The sequence below is a fragment of the Cupriavidus basilensis genome, assembly GCF_000876015.1.
Taxonomy (GTDB): Bacteria; Pseudomonadota; Gammaproteobacteria; order Burkholderiales; family Burkholderiaceae; genus Cupriavidus; species Cupriavidus basilensis_B.
The window spans coordinates 106649-125418 of the sequence record NZ_BBQM01000011.1; the positions used below are offsets into that span (position 1 = coordinate 106649).

Annotated in this window: 20 protein-coding genes; 5 read left to right on the forward strand and 15 right to left on the reverse strand. The window is 71.3% G+C overall.

What is annotated here, in order from left to right; translation table 11 throughout:
* Positions 1-96: 96 nt before the first annotated feature.
* Together KF708C_RS06785 and KF708C_RS06790 are read right to left on the reverse strand one after the other, a co-directional pair.
* Entirely contained in the window at positions 97-1290 is a 1194-nt protein-coding gene (locus KF708C_RS06785; protein ID WP_059411280.1) for an MFS transporter, read from the reverse strand.
* A 270-nt stretch (positions 1291-1560) separates the two neighbouring features.
* Complete coding sequence (locus KF708C_RS06790) at positions 1561-3756, reverse strand: AsmA family protein (RefSeq protein ID WP_059411281.1); 2196 nt, start codon at positions 3754-3756, stop codon at positions 1561-1563.
* Between the two features lie 215 nt (positions 3757-3971).
* On the opposite strand from KF708C_RS06790, the gene tcdA reads away from it, so the two are divergent.
* On the forward strand, positions 3972-4880 hold the full coding sequence (tcdA, locus tag KF708C_RS06795; protein ID WP_082079460.1) for a tRNA cyclic N6-threonylcarbamoyladenosine(37) synthase TcdA: 909 nt from the start codon (positions 3972-3974) through the stop codon (positions 4878-4880).
* A 14-nt stretch (positions 4881-4894) separates the two neighbouring features.
* Here tcdA and KF708C_RS06800 read toward each other — a convergent pair whose 3' ends face one another.
* Positions 4895-5473 (reverse strand): AAA family ATPase, encoded by a 579-nt coding sequence (locus KF708C_RS06800; protein ID WP_059411282.1) that lies wholly within the window; start codon positions 5471-5473, stop codon positions 4895-4897.
* Between the two features lie 180 nt (positions 5474-5653).
* Between KF708C_RS06800 and KF708C_RS06805 the strand changes: the two genes are divergently transcribed.
* Positions 5654-6106, forward strand: a complete 453-nt coding sequence (locus tag KF708C_RS06805; protein WP_059411283.1) for a bacteriohemerythrin — start codon at positions 5654-5656, stop codon at positions 6104-6106.
* 21 nt (positions 6107-6127) lie between these two features.
* Here KF708C_RS06805 and KF708C_RS06810 read toward each other — a convergent pair whose 3' ends face one another.
* Positions 6128-6514, reverse strand: coding sequence for a cupin domain-containing protein (locus KF708C_RS06810; protein WP_020204595.1), 387 nt, complete (start codon positions 6512-6514; stop codon positions 6128-6130).
* Positions 6515-6548: 34 nt separating this feature from the next.
* Positions 6549-7397, reverse strand: a complete 849-nt coding sequence (gene trxA / locus KF708C_RS06815) for a thioredoxin (protein WP_059411284.1) — start codon at positions 7395-7397, stop codon at positions 6549-6551.
* A 219-nt stretch (positions 7398-7616) separates the two neighbouring features.
* On the opposite strand from trxA, the gene KF708C_RS06820 reads away from it, so the two are divergent.
* Positions 7617-9332, forward strand: a complete 1716-nt coding sequence (locus KF708C_RS06820) for a long-chain fatty acid--CoA ligase (RefSeq protein WP_020204593.1) — start codon at positions 7617-7619, stop codon at positions 9330-9332.
* Between the two features lie 38 nt (positions 9333-9370).
* Here the strand turns inward: KF708C_RS06820 and KF708C_RS06825 are convergent, their stop codons facing one another.
* Positions 9371-10171: an ankyrin repeat domain-containing protein gene (locus KF708C_RS06825; RefSeq protein ID WP_082079461.1), complete on the reverse strand. Its 801-nt coding sequence runs from the start codon at positions 10169-10171 to the stop codon at positions 9371-9373.
* 26 nt (positions 10172-10197) lie between these two features.
* The gene (locus KF708C_RS06830; protein WP_059411285.1) at positions 10198-10902 is read right to left on the reverse strand and encodes a gamma-glutamylcyclotransferase; all 705 of its coding nucleotides are present in this window, start codon (positions 10900-10902) and stop codon (positions 10198-10200) included.
* A 208-nt stretch (positions 10903-11110) separates the two neighbouring features.
* Between KF708C_RS06830 and KF708C_RS06835 the strand changes: the two genes are divergently transcribed.
* Positions 11111-11431 carry a hypothetical protein gene (locus tag KF708C_RS06835; RefSeq protein ID WP_059411286.1) on the forward strand — a complete coding sequence of 107 codons (321 nt, stop codon included), beginning with the start codon at positions 11111-11113 and terminating at the stop codon, positions 11429-11431.
* Between the two features lie 74 nt (positions 11432-11505).
* Here the strand turns inward: KF708C_RS06835 and KF708C_RS06840 are convergent, their stop codons facing one another.
* From KF708C_RS06840 to KF708C_RS06870, 7 genes are all read right to left on the reverse strand, one after another.
* Positions 11506-11853, reverse strand: coding sequence for an FKBP-type peptidyl-prolyl cis-trans isomerase (locus KF708C_RS06840; RefSeq protein WP_020204589.1), 348 nt, complete (start codon positions 11851-11853; stop codon positions 11506-11508).
* A gap of 144 nt (positions 11854-11997) precedes the next feature.
* Positions 11998-12546, reverse strand: coding sequence for a YaeQ family protein (locus KF708C_RS06845; RefSeq protein WP_020204588.1), 549 nt, complete (start codon positions 12544-12546; stop codon positions 11998-12000).
* Positions 12547-12779: 233 nt separating this feature from the next.
* The gene (locus KF708C_RS06850; RefSeq protein ID WP_020204586.1) at positions 12780-13091 is read right to left on the reverse strand and encodes a hypothetical protein; all 312 of its coding nucleotides are present in this window, start codon (positions 13089-13091) and stop codon (positions 12780-12782) included.
* 189 nt (positions 13092-13280) lie between these two features.
* Positions 13281-13877, reverse strand: a complete 597-nt coding sequence (locus KF708C_RS06855) for a YceI family protein (RefSeq protein WP_020204585.1) — start codon at positions 13875-13877, stop codon at positions 13281-13283.
* Between the two features lie 45 nt (positions 13878-13922).
* Positions 13923-14306: an MAPEG family protein gene (locus KF708C_RS06860; RefSeq protein ID WP_059411287.1), complete on the reverse strand. Its 384-nt coding sequence runs from the start codon at positions 14304-14306 to the stop codon at positions 13923-13925.
* A gap of 64 nt (positions 14307-14370) precedes the next feature.
* Entirely contained in the window at positions 14371-14589 is a 219-nt protein-coding gene (locus KF708C_RS06865) for an RNA-binding S4 domain-containing protein (protein WP_006159028.1), read from the reverse strand.
* A 4-nt stretch (positions 14590-14593) separates the two neighbouring features.
* On the reverse strand, positions 14594-16369 hold the full coding sequence (locus KF708C_RS06870; protein WP_020204583.1) for a glutamine--tRNA ligase/YqeY domain fusion protein: 1776 nt from the start codon (positions 16367-16369) through the stop codon (positions 14594-14596).
* A 319-nt stretch (positions 16370-16688) separates the two neighbouring features.
* On the opposite strand from KF708C_RS06870, the gene KF708C_RS06875 reads away from it, so the two are divergent.
* Positions 16689-18128, forward strand: coding sequence for a CoA transferase (locus KF708C_RS06875; RefSeq protein WP_059411288.1), 1440 nt, complete (start codon positions 16689-16691; stop codon positions 18126-18128).
* Here KF708C_RS06875 and KF708C_RS06880 read toward each other — a convergent pair.
* Complete coding sequence (locus tag KF708C_RS06880; protein ID WP_020206902.1) at positions 18125-18748, reverse strand: FMN-binding negative transcriptional regulator; 624 nt, start codon at positions 18746-18748, stop codon at positions 18125-18127. The two genes, KF708C_RS06875 and KF708C_RS06880, sit on opposite strands and share 4 nt — an antisense overlap.
* Positions 18749-18770: the final 22 nt, after the last annotated feature.

Consider the following 18770-nt stretch of genomic DNA (forward strand, 5'->3'; position numbering starts at 1 on the left):
GCAGGCCTGCCCGGCACCGGCGGCGCGCCTGATTCGAGTATAGCGAAAGCGCACCCGGCCGCATTTGCGCACGCGCAAGCCCTCGCGTTGCCATCGTCAGGCCGCTGGCGGCGGCAGCTTGCGCGCATGCCCGCGCGAGTAGTAGCCGGCCACGCCCATCGCGCCCGCCATCGACAGGAAGATCGGCAGCATGCCGAGCGCGGTGCCGACCACGCCGAAGGTCAGCGGCCACACCACCTGGCTGGTGTTGAGCACGGCCGAGCGCAGCCCCAGCGCCTCGCCGGCGCGCCCGCTCGGCGAGGCCGCGTGCAGGATGTTCATCACGTTGGGCTGCGCGCTGCCCAGCGCCAGCCCGAGCAGGAACGCCAGGCAGCACATCAGCCAGAACTGCGCGACGAAGGGATAGAGCAGGTAGGCCACCGCGCCGAGCAGCAGCGCGCCGCGGATCACCTTCCACTCCGACAGCCGGCGCGACACCAGCGGCATCGCCACGCGGATGGCGAAGGTGGCGATGGCGAACGCGCCCAGCACCCAGCCGATCGACGACGGCGACAGCCCCACGCGCGTGCCCTGGATCGGGATCAGGAAGGCATGCAGGTCCCACGCGGCCGACAGCACCGCGCTGGCGATGAACACCGCGCGCAGCTCGGGGTGCGCCAGCAGGCCCAGCGTGGAACTGCGGCTGCCGTCGACGATGGCGTTGCGCGCGGCCCGGGCGCCGCGCGCGGGCAGGCGGTGGCGCACCAGCTGCAGGCCGGCCAGCCCCGCCGCGGCCACCGCCACCAGCGTGAAGAAGGCCGGGCGGAAGCCCGCGTGCTCGATCATGTAGCCCATCACCACCGGCCCCAGCGTGCCGGAGAACGACAGCCCGAGCGCGTGCAGCGTGTAGTTGCGCAGCCGCGTGCCGTCGCTGGAGATCTGGCCGATCAGCAGCTGCATGGCCACCTGCACCAGCATGAAGCCCACGCCGATCAGCGCGCACGAAAGATAAAGCGCCGCGATGCCCGGCCACAGCGCCGGCAGCAGCGTGCCCGCGAGTACCATCAGCGAGCCGGCCATGAGCGGCTTGCGCGGGCCGATCTCGTCGATGCGCTTGCCGGCATGGATGGCCAGCAGCATCGGCAGCAGCGCATAGAGCGACATCAGGATGCCGAGCGTGACGGTGGAGGCCTTGAGGGACAGCGCGAACAGCGACACCACCACGCGGCTGGCATTGAAGGCCACGTGGTTGCACACCGTGAGCGCGATCAGGCAGCTGATCGGCGGAACGGTGGCGTGTAGCGGCGTCATGCGCGGGCGGGGGCTTTGGGGGAATCCGGGAGAAAAACAAGTGCGGCCGAAACCGCACCCTGAGAAGGACGCCACGATCACTCGCAGAGGTCCGCAATGCGCCATCTATTGAAGACTTCGTTGTAAATGGCCGTTTAATTATGCGAGCGGCGTGTGCGATAGACAACGGTTCTCTGCACCAGTGTGGCGAAAGTGTTGCGAAATTGCGTCGATGCGTGCGCGGGTGTCGCGCACGGGCAACGGTGGCGCCACCGCGATGGTGCGCGGCGGTCAGCCGCCTTGGTGCAGCGAGGCGTCGGGCGCCGGCCGCGCCGGCGCGGCGGCAGCGCCCGCGCCCTCGCCCAATGGCACGGAACCGGCGGCGCCGCTGGCCGGCTCGCGGTAGGCCTGGCCCGGCGGCGGCGCCAGCGGGCGCTTGCGCACCTGCGCCAGCAGCTTGCCGCACTGCGACTCCTCGCCGCCGCCGGAGAGATCGATCAGCGGCAGCACCGCGGCGCCGACCGGCGCCACCAGCGCCAGCGCCACCGCGCCGCCCGCGCGCAGGGCCAGCACGCCGATGTCGGGGCTGACCGTGGGCTTCTTGAGCGTGCCGCCCACGTAGAGCGGCGAGCGCAGCGAGAAGATGCGCAGGCCCTTCGAGTCCGGCCGGATGGTCAGCGCGAGCCGTTCGCTGGCCAGGTCGACCGCGCCGGTGGTGTCGATCACGGCGTCCTGCGTGTCGAGCACGAAGGTGCGCGCGCGCGCCAGGCCGTTGGTGAAGCTGACGTCGCTCACGCCGCAGTTGATCCGCACCGGCTTGTCGCCGAACAGCTTCGAGATCACCACGCTGCCCACGTTCAGGCCCATCGCCTCCAGGACGAACTTGCTCACCGTGCCGTTTTCCACCAGCAGCTTGGCTTCGCCGTTGGCGCTGCCGAGCAGGGCCGCCACCGAGTTGCCGGTGGCGCTGAGCCGCGCGGCGCCGTTGAGCTCGCCGATGCTGGCGCGCATCGACTCGAATTTCGGGAACAGCTGCTTGAGCTTGAGATGGCGCGCCTTCATGTCGATGGTGGCGGCCAGCGGCGCGCGCTTGCCGTTGAGCTGCAGCGTCGACACCAGGTTGCCGCCGGCGATGCCGAAGTCGAGCGGGTCCAGCGTGAGCAGGCCGTCGTCGAGCTTGAGGTGGGTGACGAGATCGGTGATCGGCAGGTCGGCGGTGCGCACGATGCGCTTGCCGGTGAACTTCACGTCCGCGTCGATGCTGTCCCAGCGCTCGGTGCGGAACGGCGCCACCGGCAGCGCCTTGTCGGCGGGCTGGCGCACGGCGCTGTCCGCGGCCGCGCCGCCGGGCCTGGCGTCGGCGCCGATCAGCGGCGCCAGGTCCTCGAAGCGCAGCTGGCTCGATTCCAGCTCGCCCGACAGCAGCGGACGCGGCTGGCGCTGGGCGTAGCTGAGCGTGCCGCTCAGGTCGCTGCCGCCCACGCGCCCGCTGAACTTGTTGTAGCGGTACGTCGAGGCGCCCTTGCGCAGCGTGGCCACCAGCCGCCCGCGCGTCTCGTAGGGCGGCGTGCTGGGCAGCACGATGCCGGTGAGCGCGTACAGCCGGGCCATGTTGTCGCCGGACAATTGCAGGTTGACGTCGAGCGCGCCGAGATGGGCCGGGTTGGTGAGCGTGCCTTCCACCACCGCGCGCGTGTTGCCGACGCGCGCATCGGCCTGCACCGGGAACGGCACGTTGGCGTCGCGCAGGCTCAGCACCGTGCCGGCCTTGCCGCTGGCGCTGATGGTGGCGTCGTGGTAGCGGCCGGTGGCCTTCCAGCGCAGGCCGTAGCGCTGGCTGGCGGGCGCTGCCGCCGTGGCGCCGGCGGTGCCCGGGGCCGCCGCGCCGGTGAGCGCGCCGTCGCGGGCCTTGTCGTAGAGCGGGCTGTCGCCGATGGTGTCCAGGCGCGCCTGCATGTCGAGCTTCAGCACCTGGTCGGACAGGCTCAGGTCGCCCTGCGCCAGCGCCACCTCGCCGATGTCGAGCCGCCACTCGGACGGCTGCTTGCTGGCCGGCGTGGCGAAGGTCCAGTTGTTGCGCTGGTCGGCCAGGCGTTCCAGCCACACGGCCGGGCTGTCGACCACGATGGTGGAGATCGAGATCTGGCGCGACAGCAGCGGCAGCGGGCGCAGCACGAAGATCAGCTCGCGCACGGTGGCGAAGTTCGGCTCGCGCGCCCAGTCCGGGTTGCCGATCGTGATGTCGGCGGCCGACAGCCGCGGCCACGGCACCCAGGTGTGCCAGCCGGTCTCGCCCTGCGCGCTGCGCCAGGTCAGCGTGAGGTCGCCGTTGACGGCGAAAGGCCGGCCGATGGCCTCGGACACGCGCTGGTTGAGCCACGGCTTGAGGCGGTTCCAGTCGAAGGTCAGGACGACCACGACCACGATGGCCACCAGCGCCAGCGGCGTCAGTACACTCCAGAGAACGGCCTTGCGGCGCACGGGCATGGGATTGTCGTCCTGGTCGGGCGGGTGGCCGCGGCGCCGGCCCCGGGGGTGGGGCGATGCGGCGGCCGGACCACTGTTGTCAGGTATTGTATAGTTGCGCGCCGCGTTCTCCTGTCGGCGCCAGGCTGACAGGGTGACGCAGGCGGCGCCTGGACGGCCAGTCCGCCCGCGTTCGCCCGCCGGCGGCCCTCCTTCAGCAAGCCTCGATCCTATCCATGAGCCACCTCGTCCCGGAAACCTCCCCGGCCCCTTTCGCCTCCCCGGAACTGGCGCAGCTGCCGTCGGCGCTGACGCACGAGAGCCCGGCCGACGACGACTACCACCGCCGCTTCGGCGGCGTGGCGCGGCTGTACGGCGCGGCCGGGCTGGCGCGGCTGGAGGCGGCCAGCGTATGCGTGGTCGGCATCGGCGGCGTGGGCAGTTGGGCGGCCGAGGCGCTGGCGCGCAACGCGGTCGGCCGCGTCACGCTGATCGACCTCGACCACATCGCGCTGTCCAACACCAACCGCCAGATCCACGCGCTGGGCGATGCCTACGGCCGCGCCAAGGTGCAGGCGATGGCCGAGCGCATGGTGCAGATCAACCCGCGCTGCCGCGTGACCGAGGTGGACGACTTCGTTACCGAGGACAACGTCGCCGAGCTGCTCGGCGGGCACGACTACATCATCGACGCGATCGACTCGGTCAAGGTCAAGGTCGCCATGCTGGGCTGGGCGCGCCGCACCGGGCGGCGCATCATCACCTGCGGCGGCGCCGGCGGCCAGCTCGACCCGACCCGCATCCGCGTGGTCGATTTCTCGCGCACGGTGCAGGACCCGCTGCTGGCCAAGGTGCGCTCCCGCCTGCGCCAGGACTGGGGCTGGCCGCGCAATCCCAAGCGCAAGTTCGGCATCGACGCGGTCTTCTCCGACGAGCCGCTGCGCTATCCCGAACCCGAGCAGCAGGCCTGCGAGATCGACGAAGCCCCGGCCGACGCGCCCGCGATCGCGCCCGCCGGCCCGCAGGGCCTGGCCTGCGCCGGCTTCGGCTCGTCGGTGGCGGTCACGGCGGTGTTCGGCATGGTCGCCGCCGCCAGCGTGCTGGGCGCGCTCACCGCGCTGACCGAGCCCGCCGCCCCCGAGTGAGCCGCGCGCCCGCGCTAGGCGGCCAGCGCCGCCAGCAGGGCCGCTAGCTCGGCCTCGCCCGGCGCGGTGTTGTCGAAATAGCGCAGCTCGGGGTGCTGCTCCGGCGCCGGCATGAAGCGCCGCGCGCGGTAGTCCTCCCAGTGCGCGAGCTTGTAGGCATCGTTGGGGTTGCCGCGCCGCACGATGCGCGCGTGCGCCTCGTCCTCGGGCAGGTGGACCCACACCGTGCGCACCTGGGTGCCGGCGGGCACGCGCAGCCATGCCGGATCGTGCAGCCGGTGGTCGCGCACCTCGCGCGACAGCGGCCCGACCACGATCACGCTGATGCCCAGCGCGAGGTTCTCGCGCGCGGTGTCGAGCAGGCCGTGGTATTCGGCGTCGCGCAGGTACTTGAGGTAGGTGGGGCTGTCGCGGTCGTTGGGGTCGCCGGTCAGCGCGCCCATCGCGGCGGCGCTGTAGCTGCCGTACAGGGTGTCCTTGTCGAGCAGGCAGAACGGCTCGCCGGTGGCCTGCATGAGCGGGCCGATCAGGCGGTGGGCCAGGGTGGTCTTGCCGGTGCCGGCATGGCCGCAGAAGAAGAGCAGTCGGGGCATGGGAAGGCGGGGCGGAGCCCGCGGCGGTGGAAAGCCAGCCGCCAGCATAACCCGCGCGCCGGTTTGTCCTGGATCAGTCCGCGCCGCGGCGGATTCGGTATGCTCTCGGCTGGGGCCGGACTTCGCGCCGCGGGCGCGGGGCCGGCCAGCCGATTCCTTCGTTGCCTCGCTTCTCCAGACATGACCGATCACGCCACGGATGTCCCCGCGCCGAGCCGCGCCGCCCTTGCGCCCGAGCTGCTGCTCGGCGAGCCGGTGACCGACGCCACCCATGAAGAATTCGTGCAATTGCTCGATGCCGCCGCGCGCGCCGCGGACGACGGTTTCCTGGCCGCGCTGGACGAGTGGATCGAGCACACGCGCCATCATTTCGGCCAGGAAGAAACGTGGATGGAAGCGATGAACTTCGGCCCGCAGCACTGCCACCGCGGCGAGCACCAGCAGGTGCTGGCGGTGGCCGACGCGGTGCGCGTCAAGGTCGCCGAGGGCGACGTGACGCTGGGCCGGCGGCTGGTGTCCGAACTGCCCGGCTGGTTCGACCAGCACGTGAGGTCGATGGACGCGATGATGGTCGGCTACATGCGCGAGCACGGCTTCACGCTGATCGAGGCGCCCGACGGGCAGGCCGCCTGAAGACGGCCGCGCGGCGGCGCTTCAGCCGCCGCCGGCGGCCGCGCGGTCGAGCACCACGAAGTGTTTGCGCACCGTTTCCAGCACCTCGAACAGGCCGGTGAAGCCGGCCGGGATCACGCAGGCGTCGCCGGGCCCGAACTCGCGCGCGTTGCCCGCGTCGTCGCTGATGCGGATGCGTCCGCTGATGACGTGGAAGAATTCCTCCTTGCCCGCCGGGAAGGCGATGCGCCACGCGCCCGGCTCGCAGCCCCACACCCCGCAGTCGAAATCGCCCTGGCCGGCGCTGTAGTGCGTCCAGGTGGTGCGCTCGGGATTGCCCGCCACGAGCCGGTCCGGGCGCGGACGGTCGTGGCTGGGGGCGGGGTCAGCGCGGAAATCGGCCAGGCGGGGCAGGGCGGCAGCGGTCACGGCTAGGGCGGGCAGGAAGGTCGGGCCCGCCAGTTTAATTCAGCACCGAGGCCAGTTGCCGGCGCCAGCGCGACACCGCCTCGGGCTGGTCGCCGCCCATGAGCGCGAACACCGACAGCATGGTGACGCGCCCGATGTCCTCCTCGAAGCCGCGGTCGGCCCGCACGATGGCCAGCAGCTGTTCCAGCGCCGGCTCGTACTGCCGGTGCGCGATCAGCGCGCGGGCCAGGTCCAGGCGCGTGCGCAGGTCGCCGGGCGCGGCCGCCACGCGCGCGGCCAGGGTGGCCGTGTCGGGCAGCTCGGCCACGCCGCGCATGGCTTCGAGCCGGGTGCGCAGCGCCGCGAAGCCGTCTTCCTGCGACGCGCCGCGCGACAGCATGCCGAACTCGGTTTCGGCCTGTTCCAGCGCGTCGCCGTCGAGCAGGAAGCCGATGTACTCGAGCCGCGCCGCGTCGAAGCCCGGATCGAAGGCCAGCGCCGCCTGGAACGCCGCCCGCGCGGCTTCGCGGTCGCCGGCGGCGAGCGCGTCGCGCGCGGCGCGCAGGGCGGTCTGGCCCGGGTCCGGCATCACGCGCGCGAGGAACTCGCGCAGGCCCGACTCCGGCAGCACGCCGGTGAACTGGTCCACCGCCTGGCCGTCCACGAAGGCCACCACATGCGGGATGCTGCGCACGCCGAAGTGCGCGGCGAGGTCCTGGTTCTCGTCCACGTTGACCTTGGCCAGCCGCCACTTGCCGCCGGCCTCCGCTTCGAGCTTCTCCAGCATCGGTCCCAGCGTCTTGCACGGGCCGCACCAGGGCGCCCAGAAATCCACCAGCACCGGGATGTGACGCGATGTCTCGATCACGTCCGCCTCGAAATTCTGCAGGGTTACGTCGCTCATGACTTGATCTCGCTAGAAGGGAAGCCCCGCGCATGCCGGGGCCATACGCGGGCTAGTTGGGGGCGGATGCCGCCGATTGCAACAGCGTGGCGCGCAAAGGCGGGCGGGCAAGGTGGATAGACAAGGGTAAGCGATGGATTGAAAATAGAACGGTCGTTCGGTTATATTGCTTGACTGGTATCCAAGATCAGGTCGGACAGACCGCACAGGAGACGTTCCATGCAGACCCACCAGCCCGCGCGCCCGCATTTCCAGTTCTGGCCCAAGCGCGTTCCTACCGAGATCGTGTCGCCGGAGACCTCGCTCTGGTACAACCTGGTGGTTTCCGCGCACCGCTACGCCGACAAGGCGGCCATCCGCTATTTCGGCAACGCCATCACCTTCCGCCAGCTCGAGGCGCAGGCCAGCGCGGTGGCCGGCTGGCTGCAGCAGGAAGCCGGCGTGAAGAAGGGCGACCGGGTGCTGCTCTACATGCAGAACTGCCCGCAGTTCATCATCGGCTACTACGCCATCCTGCGCGCCGACGCCGTGGTGGTGCCGGTCAACCCGATGAACCGCACCGAGGAATTCAAGCATTACATCAGCGACGCGCAGGCGCGCGTGGCGATCTGCAGCGCCGATCTCGCCGCCGGCGCCGAACAGGCCAGCGCCGAGTTGCCCGAGGCGCAGCGCCTGCGGCACATGCTGGTCACGCAGTACGGCGACGCGCTGCCGGCCAGCTACGAGAACCCCGAGGACGCGCCGCCGGCCTGGCTCACCGCCGAGCACCCGCTGCCGGCCGGCGCCACGCCGTGGTCGCGGGTCCTCGCCGCGCAGCGGGTGCCGGCGCCGCACACCGCCGGCCCCGACGACATGGCGGTGATGCCGTACACCTCGGGCACCACCGGCTTTCCCAAGGGCTGCATCCACACCCACCGCACGGTCATGCACAACGTGATCGGCGGCAGCACCTGGAGCGGCAGCGGCGCGGAATCGACCATCCTGTCGGTGCTGCCGCTGTTCCACGTCACCGGCATGCAGTACGGCATGAACGGCCCGATCTACAGCGGCGCCACCGTGGTGATGCTGCCGCGCTGGGACCGCGAGGTGGCGGGGCGCCTGATCTCGCGCTACAAGGTCACGCACTGGACCAACATCCCGACGATGGTGATCGACTTCCTCGGCAGCCCCAACCTGGCCCAGTTCGACCTGTCGAGCCTGCGCTACATCGGCGGCGGCGGCGCGGCCATGCCGCAGGCGGTGGCCGAGCGGCTGCACCAGCAGTTCGGCCTGAACTACCTGGAAGGCTACGGCCTGTCGGAGACGATGGCGCCGACCCACGGCAACCCGAGCGACCGCCCCAAGCTGCAATGCCTGGGCGTGCCCACCTTCAACACCGACGCGCGCGTGATCGACCCGGTCACGCTGGCCGAGCTGCCGCCCAACGAAACCGGCGAGATCATCGTGTGCGGCCCGCAGGTGTTCAAGGGCTACTGGGGCAAGCCGGACGCCACGCGCGACGCCTTCATCGAGTTCGAGGGCAAGACCTTCTTCCGCACCGGCGACCTCGGGCGCATGGACGAGGAGGGCTACTACTTCCTGACCGACCGCCTCAAGCGCATGATCAACGCCTCCGGCTTCAAGGTGTGGCCGGCCGAGGTGGAGAACCTGCTGTACAAGCATCCGGCCGTGCAGGAAGCGTGCATCATCGGCACGCGCGACGCCTACCGCGGCGAGACCGTCAAGGCGGTGGTGGTGCTCAAGACCGATGCCCGCGGCAAGACCACGCCCGAGGACATCATCGAATGGGCCAGGGAGAACATGGCGGCCTACAAGTACCCGCGCGTGGTGGAGTTCGTCGACGCGCTGCCCAAGTCGGGCACCGGCAAGGTGATGTGGCGCCAGCTGCAGGAAAGCGAGAACGCGCGCGACGATGCGGCCAGGCCGGCGGCCTGATGCTTGCCGCCTGACGCCCGCCGCGCGCGGGGCGGCCTTCAGTGCCCGCGCGCGCGCACCAGCATCTTCACCATCGTCTTGTAGCTGCGCTCGCGCGCGTGCCGCGTCGGGCTGGTGCCGTCGCGGTCCGCCAGGTTGGCGTCCGCGCCGGCGTCGAGCAGCAGTTGCACGGTGTCTTCGTAGCGCGCGCTGCCGTCGCCCATGACGATGGTTTCCAGCAGCGCGGTCCAGCCCTGCCGGTTGACGTGGTCGACCGGCACGCCGGCCTTGAGCAGCACTTTCACCACCTCGGTATTGCCGTGCTGGCTGGCCAGGATCAGCGCCGTGCTGTCGTTGCTGTCTGTGCTGGCGAGGTCGGCGCCGTGCGCCAGCGAAAGCTGCACCACCTCGAGCTGCCCGGTGGCGGCGGCCAGCAGGAAGGGGCTGTTGGCGTCGATGTCCTTGCGGTTGACGTTGGCGCCGGCCGCCACCAGGGTCTTGGCGACCTCGGTGTGGCGGCTGTCCACCGCCACCAGCAAGGCGCTGCGGCCGCGCTCGTCGGTGGCCTGCGCGGAGGCGCCGGCGGCAAGCAGGCGCTTGACCAGTTCGAGGTCGCCCTGCATGGCCGCGGCGATCAGGTTGCGATCGAGCGCGCCCACGCCCTCGCGCGGGCCGGACGCCGCGGTGCCCGCGGGTGCCTGCGAGCGGGACGCGGCATGGGACGCCGCGCCGCCGGCGGGGCGCGCCGCCAGGCTCGATCCGCCCGGGCCGGCCAGCAGCGCGCCGCCCATCAGCAGCCCGGTCAGCCCCAGCACTTCGGCCAGTACCAGTCGGCGGGGGCGGGCGGCGGGGCGCGGCATCGGGTGGATTCCTGGATAGGTCCGGATCAGGCGGCCGTGCCGGCGGCAGGCCCGCTTGCGGCATCGGTGTCCTGCAACTGGCGCCACAGCCGGCCGAGATAGGGATCGTCGACGCCGCTGGTGGCCAGCCCGAGCAGGGTCTGCTGCAGGTATTCGCGCGCCGGGCCGTACAGGCCGGCGGCGTGGCGCAGGCAGGCCACCACGCGCTCGTCGGGCAGGCGCCCGGCGTAGGCTTCGTGGCCGCGGTTCATGACGAAGGCCAGCGCCGGCTGCGGCGCGCTGCCGGCCAGTTTCACGTTGAGCCAGCGCGGGTGGTAGGCGCCGGTCAGCATCTCGCGGCGCCACAGCAGGCGGAATTCCTGCTCGATCATGTCATGGGGGATGCGGAACGCCACGCCGTGGCACGAGCCGCCGCGGTCGAGCCCCAGCACCAGGCCGGGGCTGTCCCAGGTGCCGCGGTTGATGCGCGAGTACAGGTAGAAGCCGCGGTGGTAGCCGTGCACGGTGGCCAGCTGGCGGTCGGTGTGCACCACCATCGGGTTCCAGATCAGCGAGCCGTAGCCGAACACCCACACATCGCCGGCCAGCGCGGGCGTGTCCGGGCGCTGGTCCAGCGTGGCGCGCAGGGAGCCTTCGAATGCGGCTTCCGGGAGTAGCGAGGAAGCCACCGGCGTGCTGCAAAGAGAAGCACGCAGCCGATCCGTTTCGAGATCTTGTCGGGTGATGGCCATGCCTGCAAGCATAATCCAAAGCTGCGTTTCAGGCGGCAAGGAAACCACATGGCAGGCAGAAATCGCCGCAACGCTCAACTGGCTGTGTGCGGCAGACAACGGTCGGCATGGCGGCGGGGCCGGCGAAATCGCACGGACTTGACCGCGCACGGTGGCGGCGGCGCCGGACAAGTCCTTACAATACCGCATCAACCCAGGAGAACAGGCTATGGCGCGCACGCTCACGGTGGCCTTCGGCACCGGCAAGGAATTCGGCTTCACCATCGGCGACGCCGAACTGGCCGCCGTCACCGAGGAGGCTGGCTGGCGCTGGTTCGACCGCGAATACGCCGAGCTCGACTGCCAGGCTTCCAGCCCGGTGGGCAAGGTGCTGGTGATCGACAAGATCCTCAACGTGGCCAAGTTCTCGGGCGAGCAGCGCTTCGCCGACGACGCCGCCTGGGCCCAGGACTACGCGCGCCACGCCGCGCGCCTGCTCGACCGCGACAAGGTGCGTGTCGACGTGGGCAACGCCGCTATCAGCTTCTGACCGCGGCCGGCGCCCGGAAGCAAAAAGGGACGCCCGCGGGCGTCCCTTTTTTACTGCGCGGCGTTGGCCGGCGCTCAGACCGCCAGCAGTTCCACCTCGAACAGCAGCGTGGCGTTCGGCGGGATCACGCCGCCGGCGCCGCGCGCGCCGTAGCCGAGCTCGGCCGGGATGACCAGGCGGCGCGTGCCGCCGACCTTCATGCCCTGCACGCCTTCGTCCCAGCCGCGGATGACGTGGCCGGCACCCAGCGGGAACACGAAGGGGTCGTTGCGGTCCTTGCTCGAGTCGAACTTGCGGCCGGCCTGGCCGTTGTCGTAGAGCCAGCCGGTGTAGTGCACCGTGACATGCTTGCCGGCGGTGGCTTCGGCGCCTTCGCCGGTGACGGTGTCTTCGTATTGCAGGCCGGAGGGAGTCGTATTCATGATTGGCTTCCTTGTAGTGTCTCAGGGAGTGTCACGGTACCGGGGCCGCCCGCGCGTGGCTGGCGGTCCCGGGCGAACGGGGTACTGCGCGATGGTGCTGGTGGTGCGTGCTGGTGGTGCTGGCGATGCCGGCGCCGCGCGGGCTCAGCCCGCCGCGCGCTGCAGGACGTCGAGGGTGATGCGCACGTTGTGGTCGTCGTCGCTGACCCAGATCTCGCCGTCCTGGATCGTCACCGACAGCCGCATGGCGCGCTGGGCCAGCGCGGCGAGCGCGTCCACCGCTTCGGCCGGCACATTGTAGATGGTCACGTTGCGCAGCTTGCCGGCCTTGCCCGCCATGCCCTTCCACCATTCGCGCGCGCTTGCGCCATTGTAGGTGAACACGGTCACGCGGCGCGCGCGCGCCGCGGCGCGCTTGAGGCGGGACTCGTCGGGCTGGCCCAGCTCGATCCAGTGCTCGATCTCGTCGGTCAGGGTCTTTTCCCACAGGTCCGGCTCGTCGGGCTCGTCCAGGCCGCGAGTGAAGGTGAGCGCTTCGCTGGCTTCGCAGGCGAAGGCCAGCAGGCGCACCATCATGCGCGCGTCGTTTTCCGACGGGTGCTTGGCGATGGTCAGCGCGTGGCTGCCGTAATACGGCCGGTCCATGTCGGACACGGAAAGCTCGGCCTTGTAGATGGTGGATTTGAGAGCCATGTGAGGTTGCTGCGCAATGGGGTGGTGCAGGGGTGGTGCACGGGCGCCGCGCACCGGGGCCGCACGGCGTGGCGCGCAAGGCGAAAGGCCGCATGATACGTGAATCCGCGGGCGCGCCGCTCAGGCCGCTCCCACGGCGCGCGCGGCGATGCCGGGCGCGATCGCCGTGCCGCCGGCCCCGATCGCGCAGCGCCGGGGCGCGCTCGCGGCGTTTTGCCTCAAACGGGCTTGCCTCAGCGGGTCTTGCGGTATTCGCCGAGGTAGAAACGCAGCAGCGCCGCGGCCAGCTGCAGGCACAGGAAGGCCGCCGCGACCACCATCGCATGGCCGGCCGGGGTGTCGATCTGCCCGGACATGGCCAGCCCCGCCAGCCAGCTTGCCACCGCCAGCGTCAGCAGCGGCGCCAGCAGCGCGCGCCGGCCGTAGGTGCGCAGCGCCCACGCTGGAAAGCGGCGCAGGAAGGCCGCGGGAATGCTGCACACCAGGCAGGCGCCCGCCGCGGCCAGCGAGGCCGCCACCACGTCGCCGACGTCGATCATCGTCATCTTGTCAATCGTCCCCGTTCAGGCAAGGGCCGGGAAGCCAGGAGGAAAGGGCCGGCCGAAAAACCGCAAACCGCTGATTTTACAGAAGAAAGCGGGCGCCAAGGTGTCCCTTGGCCGACATCCGGCGACATCCGGCGATGTTGCGCGGCGAGCGGCGCGGCGCGAATGGCGCGCCTGTCACCCGGCGGATCACTCGGCCGGCTTGCCGGGCGAGGCCTCCACCGAGATCGAGAGCGTCACGGCGTCGCCGACGTCGGGCAGGAAGCGCGTCATGCCGAACGCGCTGCGCGAGATCACGGCGCGGAAGTCGCCGCCGCACACGTGGCGCCTGATGCCGAACAGCGAGATCTCGCCGCAGCTGAAGCGCTGCGCCTCGAGCCGCACCGGCTGGGTGACGCCGTGCAGCGTCAGCTCGCCCTCCACCGCCGCCAGGCGCTCGCCGTCGCGGATGAAGCGGCTGGCGCGCAGCCGCACCACGGGGAAGTTCTGCGCGTCGAGGAACTGCGCCGACTGCAGGATGCCGTCGAGCGTGCGGTTGCCCGAGTCGACCGAATCGGCATTGACCGTGAAGTCGATGCCGCCGGCGCCGGTGGCTTCGTCGTAGCTGATGCGGCCGTCGATCTTGCCGAAGCGCCCGCGCACGGAGGTGCGCTCGAAGTGGCTGGCGGCGAAGTAGACCGCGGTGTGGGTGGGATCGACCGCGTAGTCGGCGGGGGCGGCCTGCGCCGCGCAGGGCAGCGCGGCCAGCAGGCACAGCGCGCGCGTGAAGGCGGGAAGCTTCGGCATGGCGCGGGCCTCTTCTCTGGTGAACCGGCCGGTTGCCGGGCGGCGCTAGTGGACGAACACCGGCAGCAGGAAGATGCCGATCACCGAGAGGAAGCCCACGGTCCAGCACAGCGTGCGCAGCGTGGCGCGGTCCGCCAGGTAACACACAGTGTAGAGCACGCGCGCGGCGATGAAGACCAGCGCCAGTTCGTCGATGCGCGCCGCCGGCGCATGCAGGTAGGTGGCCGACAGCACCGCCGCGGCAAAGAACGGAAAGGCCTCGAAGTGGTTGCGGTGCGCCAGGTCGGCGCGGCGCGCGCGTCCGGCCTGCCGCTCCAGCCAGCCGCGCGGGTCGTGGTTGTCGAAGCCGCGCCCGCCGGCCTTGGCGATGGCCACCGTCGTCGCGGGCAGGATGCCCGCCAGCAGTACGCACCAGAATGCGATTGGCATCGTATTTCCTCAGTCGTCATGTCCCGCGCGGGGGCCCGCCAGGCAAGCCCCCGCGCGGCGCGCTTCAGGCGGCCACCACGCGGATCTTCACGCCGGCCACGCTGACCACCTGGCCGGCGCGGATCTTGGCGGTCTTGCGCGATTCCACGGCGCCGTCGACCGAGACTTCGCCGGCCGCCACCAGGGCCTTGCCGGCGCCGCCGCTGTCGCACACGCCGGCCACCTTGAGCAGGTCGTTGAGGGCGATGTGCTCGCCCTCGAGCGGGAAGGTGATGGTCTGCATGCGCTTATTTGCCCCAGCTGTCCTTGAGCCCGACGATGCGGTTGAAGACCGGCTTGCCCGGCTTCGAATCGACGCGGTCGGCCACGAAATAGCCGTGGCGCTCGAACTGGAAGCGGTCCTCCGCGGCGGCCTGCTGCAGGCCCGGCTCCAGATAGGCTGTGACCACCTTCTTGGAGTCCGGGTTCAGCGCATCGAGGAAATTCTTGCCGCCGGCATCCGGGTTGGGGTCGCTGAACAGGCGGTCGTACAGGCGCACCTCGGCCTCGTAGGCGTGCGCCGCGCTGACCCAGTGGATGTTGCCCTTGACCTTGACACTGTCCGCGCCCGGCGTGCCGCTCTTGGTGTCCGGCAGGTAGTTCGCGTGCACGGCGACGATCTTGCCGTCGGCGTCGCGGTCCACGCCCGTGCATTCGATCACGTAGCCGTAGCGCAGCCGCACCTTGCTGCCCGGGTTGCCGTCCTTCGGCGCGAACAGGCGGAAATAGCCCTTGGGCGGCGCTTCGCTGAAGTCGTCGCGCTCGATCCACAGCTCGCGCGAGAGCGGGAACACGCGGCGGCCCAGCTCGGGCTGCTTCGGGTGCACCGGGGCCGAGCATTCCTCGTTCTGGCCTTCGGGGTAGTTGTCGAGGATTAGCCGGAGCGGGTCCAGCACGCCCACGCTGCGCGGCGCGCGCGCGTCGAGGTCGTCGCGCACGGCGCCTTCGAGCGTGCTCATGTCGATCCAGCTGTCGGACTTGGCCACGCCGATGCGCTCGCAGAACGTCTGGATCGATTCCGGCGTGTAGCCGCGCCGGCGCACGCCCACGATGGTCGGCATGCGCGGGTCGTCCCAGCCGTCCACGCGCTGCTCGTTGACCAGCTGCAGCAGGCGGCGCTTGCTGGTGATGGCGTAGGTCAGGTTCAGGCGCGCGAACTCGTACTGGTGCGGCAGCGGGTCGCGGAACACGCCGCATTCGCGCAGCTGGGCCAGCACCCAGTCGTAGAGCGGGCGGTTGTTCTCGAACTCCAGCGTGCACAGCGAGTGGGTGATGTTCTCCAGCGCGTCCGAGATGCAGTGCGTGAAGTCGTACATCGGGTAGATGCACCACTTGTCGCCCGTGCGGTGGTGATGGGCGTGGCGGATGCGGTAGATCACCGGGTCGCGCATCACGATGTTGGGCGCGCTCATGTCGATCTTGGCGCGCAGCACGTGCTCGCCGTCGGCGTATTTGCCGTCGCGCATGTCGCGGAACAGCTGCAGGTTCTCCGCCGCGGCGCGGTCGCGGTACGGCGAAGGCGTGCCCGGGCGCGAGAAGTCGCCGCGGCTGGCGGCGATCTGCTCGGCGCTCTGGCTGTCGACGTAGGCCACGCCGCGCTCGATCAGCTTCTCGGCGAACGCGTAGAGCCGGTCGAAGTAGTCGCTGGCGTAGTACAGGTGCGGCTGCTTGCTGCCGTCGGCGCCGGTGGCGTCCCAGCTGAAGCCGAGCCAGTGCACCGCGTCGATGATGGAATCGACGTATTCGGTGTCTTCCTTGACCGGGTTGGTGTCGTCGAAGCGCAGATGGCAGCGGCCGCCGTAGTCGCGCGCCAGGCCGAAGTTCACGCAGATGCTCTTGGCGTGGCCGATGTGCAGGTAGCCGTTGGGCTCCGGCGGGAAGCGGGTGATGACGGTGGGCAACGGCTGGCCCTGCGCATCCTGGCGGCCGGCATAGGTGCCGGCGTTGTTGTCCTGGTCGATGATGCTGCGCAGGAAATTGGATGCGGCGGGGGTGCTGTCGTTGGCTTTGGGGTCGTGGCTCATGGTTGCGCCGGAGGGCGGTTACGTCAGCAGGCGCGGGCCGCGCGCCGGGAAGCGGCGCGCGGCCCGCCGCGCTGCTCGATTGCATGGCGGAATGCCGGGTCGCGTGATTTTACCGTGCCTGCGCGGCGCATCGTGGAAACCCGGCGCGCGGATGGGGGGCGGTGGCCGGAGCGCGTGGCAAAAGACGGCAAAAGACCCCAAAACGGGGCCTCCGGGAGACCTCGAACCGGCCCTAAAACGTCCCCAAGACGTCCCCAAGACGTCCGGCTCGGCCTAGCATGGAGTCAACGCCATCCACTTTTCCGGGAGCCTTGCCGCCATGCCCGCCTCGACCGTCACTCCAGCCGCCCGCCCGACCCCGCAGGAAGCCGTGGCCGGGCTCTGGCAGGCCGCCGGGCTGCCGCCCGCCGCGCCGGATGCGCTGCGGCTTGCCGGCGCCGATCCGGTGCTGCCTTCCTCGTTCGCCGTGGGCACCGCGGCGCAGGCGGCCATCGGCGCCGCGGCGCTGGCCGCGGCGGCCTTGTGGCAGTTGCGCGGCGGCGGCGCGCAGCAGGTCGCGGTGGACATGCGCCATGCCGCGGCCGAGTTCCGCAGCGAGCGCTACCTGCGCGTGAACGGCGCGCCGGCGCCGGAATTCCGCGACCGGACCGGCGGCCTCTACCGCTGCGGCGACGGCGGCTGGGTGCGCCTGCACACCAATTTCCCGCATCATCGCGACGGCGTGCTGCGCCTGCTCGGCTGCGGCCCCGACCCGGCCGCGGTCGGGTCGGCGCTGTCGAAATGGGAGGCCGAGGCGTTCGAGACCGCCGCCGCCGAGGCCGGCCTCGTGGTGGCGGCCCTGCGCAGCTTCGAGGCCTGGGACCGCCATCCGCAGGGGCAGGCCCTGCGCGGGCTGCCGCCGCTCGTGCTCGAGCGCATCGGCGAGGCGCCGCCGCAGCCCTTGCCGGCTTTCCCGGCGGAGAGCGCCCGGCCGCTGGCCGGCGTGCGCGTGCTGGACTTCACCCGCATCATCGCCGGCCCGGTGGCCGGGCGTACGCTGGCCGCGCACGGCGCCGACGTGCTGCTGGTCACGGCGGCGCACCTGCCGTTCATCGCGCCGCTGGTGATCGACACCGGGCGCGGCAAGCGTTCCTGCCAGCTCGACCTGCGCGACCCCGACGACAAGCGCGCCCTGCACAAGCTGCTGCATGGCGCCGACGTGCTGGTGCAGGGCTACCGCCCGCAAGGGCTGGCCGAACTCGGCGTGGGGCCGGAAGCCGCCGCGCGCGCGCGGCCCGGCATCGTCTATGCCACGCTGAGCGCCTACGGCCACGTGGGGCCGTGGGCCGGCCGGCGCGGCTTCGACTCGCTGGTGCAGACCGCGACCGGCTTCAACCATGCCGAGGCGCAGGCGGCCGGCAGCGCGGAACCGCTGCCGCTGCCGGCCCAGGCGCTGGACCACGCCGCCGGCTACCTGCTGGCGCTCGGCGTGATGGCCGCGCTATACCGCCGCGCCACCGAGGGCGGCAGCTGGCACGTGCGCGTGTCGCTGGCGCAGACCGGCCAGTGGCTGCGCGGCCTGGGCCGCGTCGAGGGCGGGCTGCGCCAGCCGGAGCAGCGCTTCGAGGACGTGCGGGACCTGCTGGAGACCATGCCGTCCGGGTTTGGCGAACTGACGGTGGTGTCGCACGCGGCGCGGCTGTCGCAGACGCCCGCGCGCTGGGCGCTGCCTTCGGTGCCGCTCGGCACGCACGCGCCCGCGTGGCTGCCGCGCGCCTAGCCCTGCGCGCCGGTCATGCGCGCCATCCACTGCGCCATGTCGCGCTCGAGCGGCGTGCCGGCGCGCTGCGCGGCCAGGATGCGCTCGCGGTCGGCGGCGGGCCGGTTCTGGCTGAGCTTGAACTTGGCCTCCACGCGCGTCGGCACGATGCGCAGGCCGACGATGGCGCCCAGCATCTTCTGCTGGAAGTCCTCCGGCAGGCCGCGCCACTGCGCGGCGTAGTCCGGCTCGTGCTGCGCGATCAGGCGCTTGAGCAGCGCGTCCTTGTCGGCGGCGTCGTGGAGCGTGGTGACTTCCGCGTAGACGTGCACCGCCACGTAGTTCCAGGTCGGCACCGACAGCTTCTGGTCGTACAGCGCGGGCGAGACGTAGCCGTGCGGGCCCTGGAACACCAGCAGCGCGCGCGGGGTCTGCTCCAGCCAGCGCCAGTGCGGATTGGCGCGCGCCATGTGTGCCTCGATGCGCCAGGTGTCGCCGGTGCGCTCGGCCACCACCGGCAGGTGGGTGGCGAAGGGGACGCCGTCGGCGTCGTTGCCGGCCAGGGTGGCGAACGGGTAGCCGCGCATGACGTCGTCGATGGCGTCGGCTTCGGTGCTGGCAAAGTGAGAAGGCAGGTACATGTGGGCGTGACCGGAGTGTGAG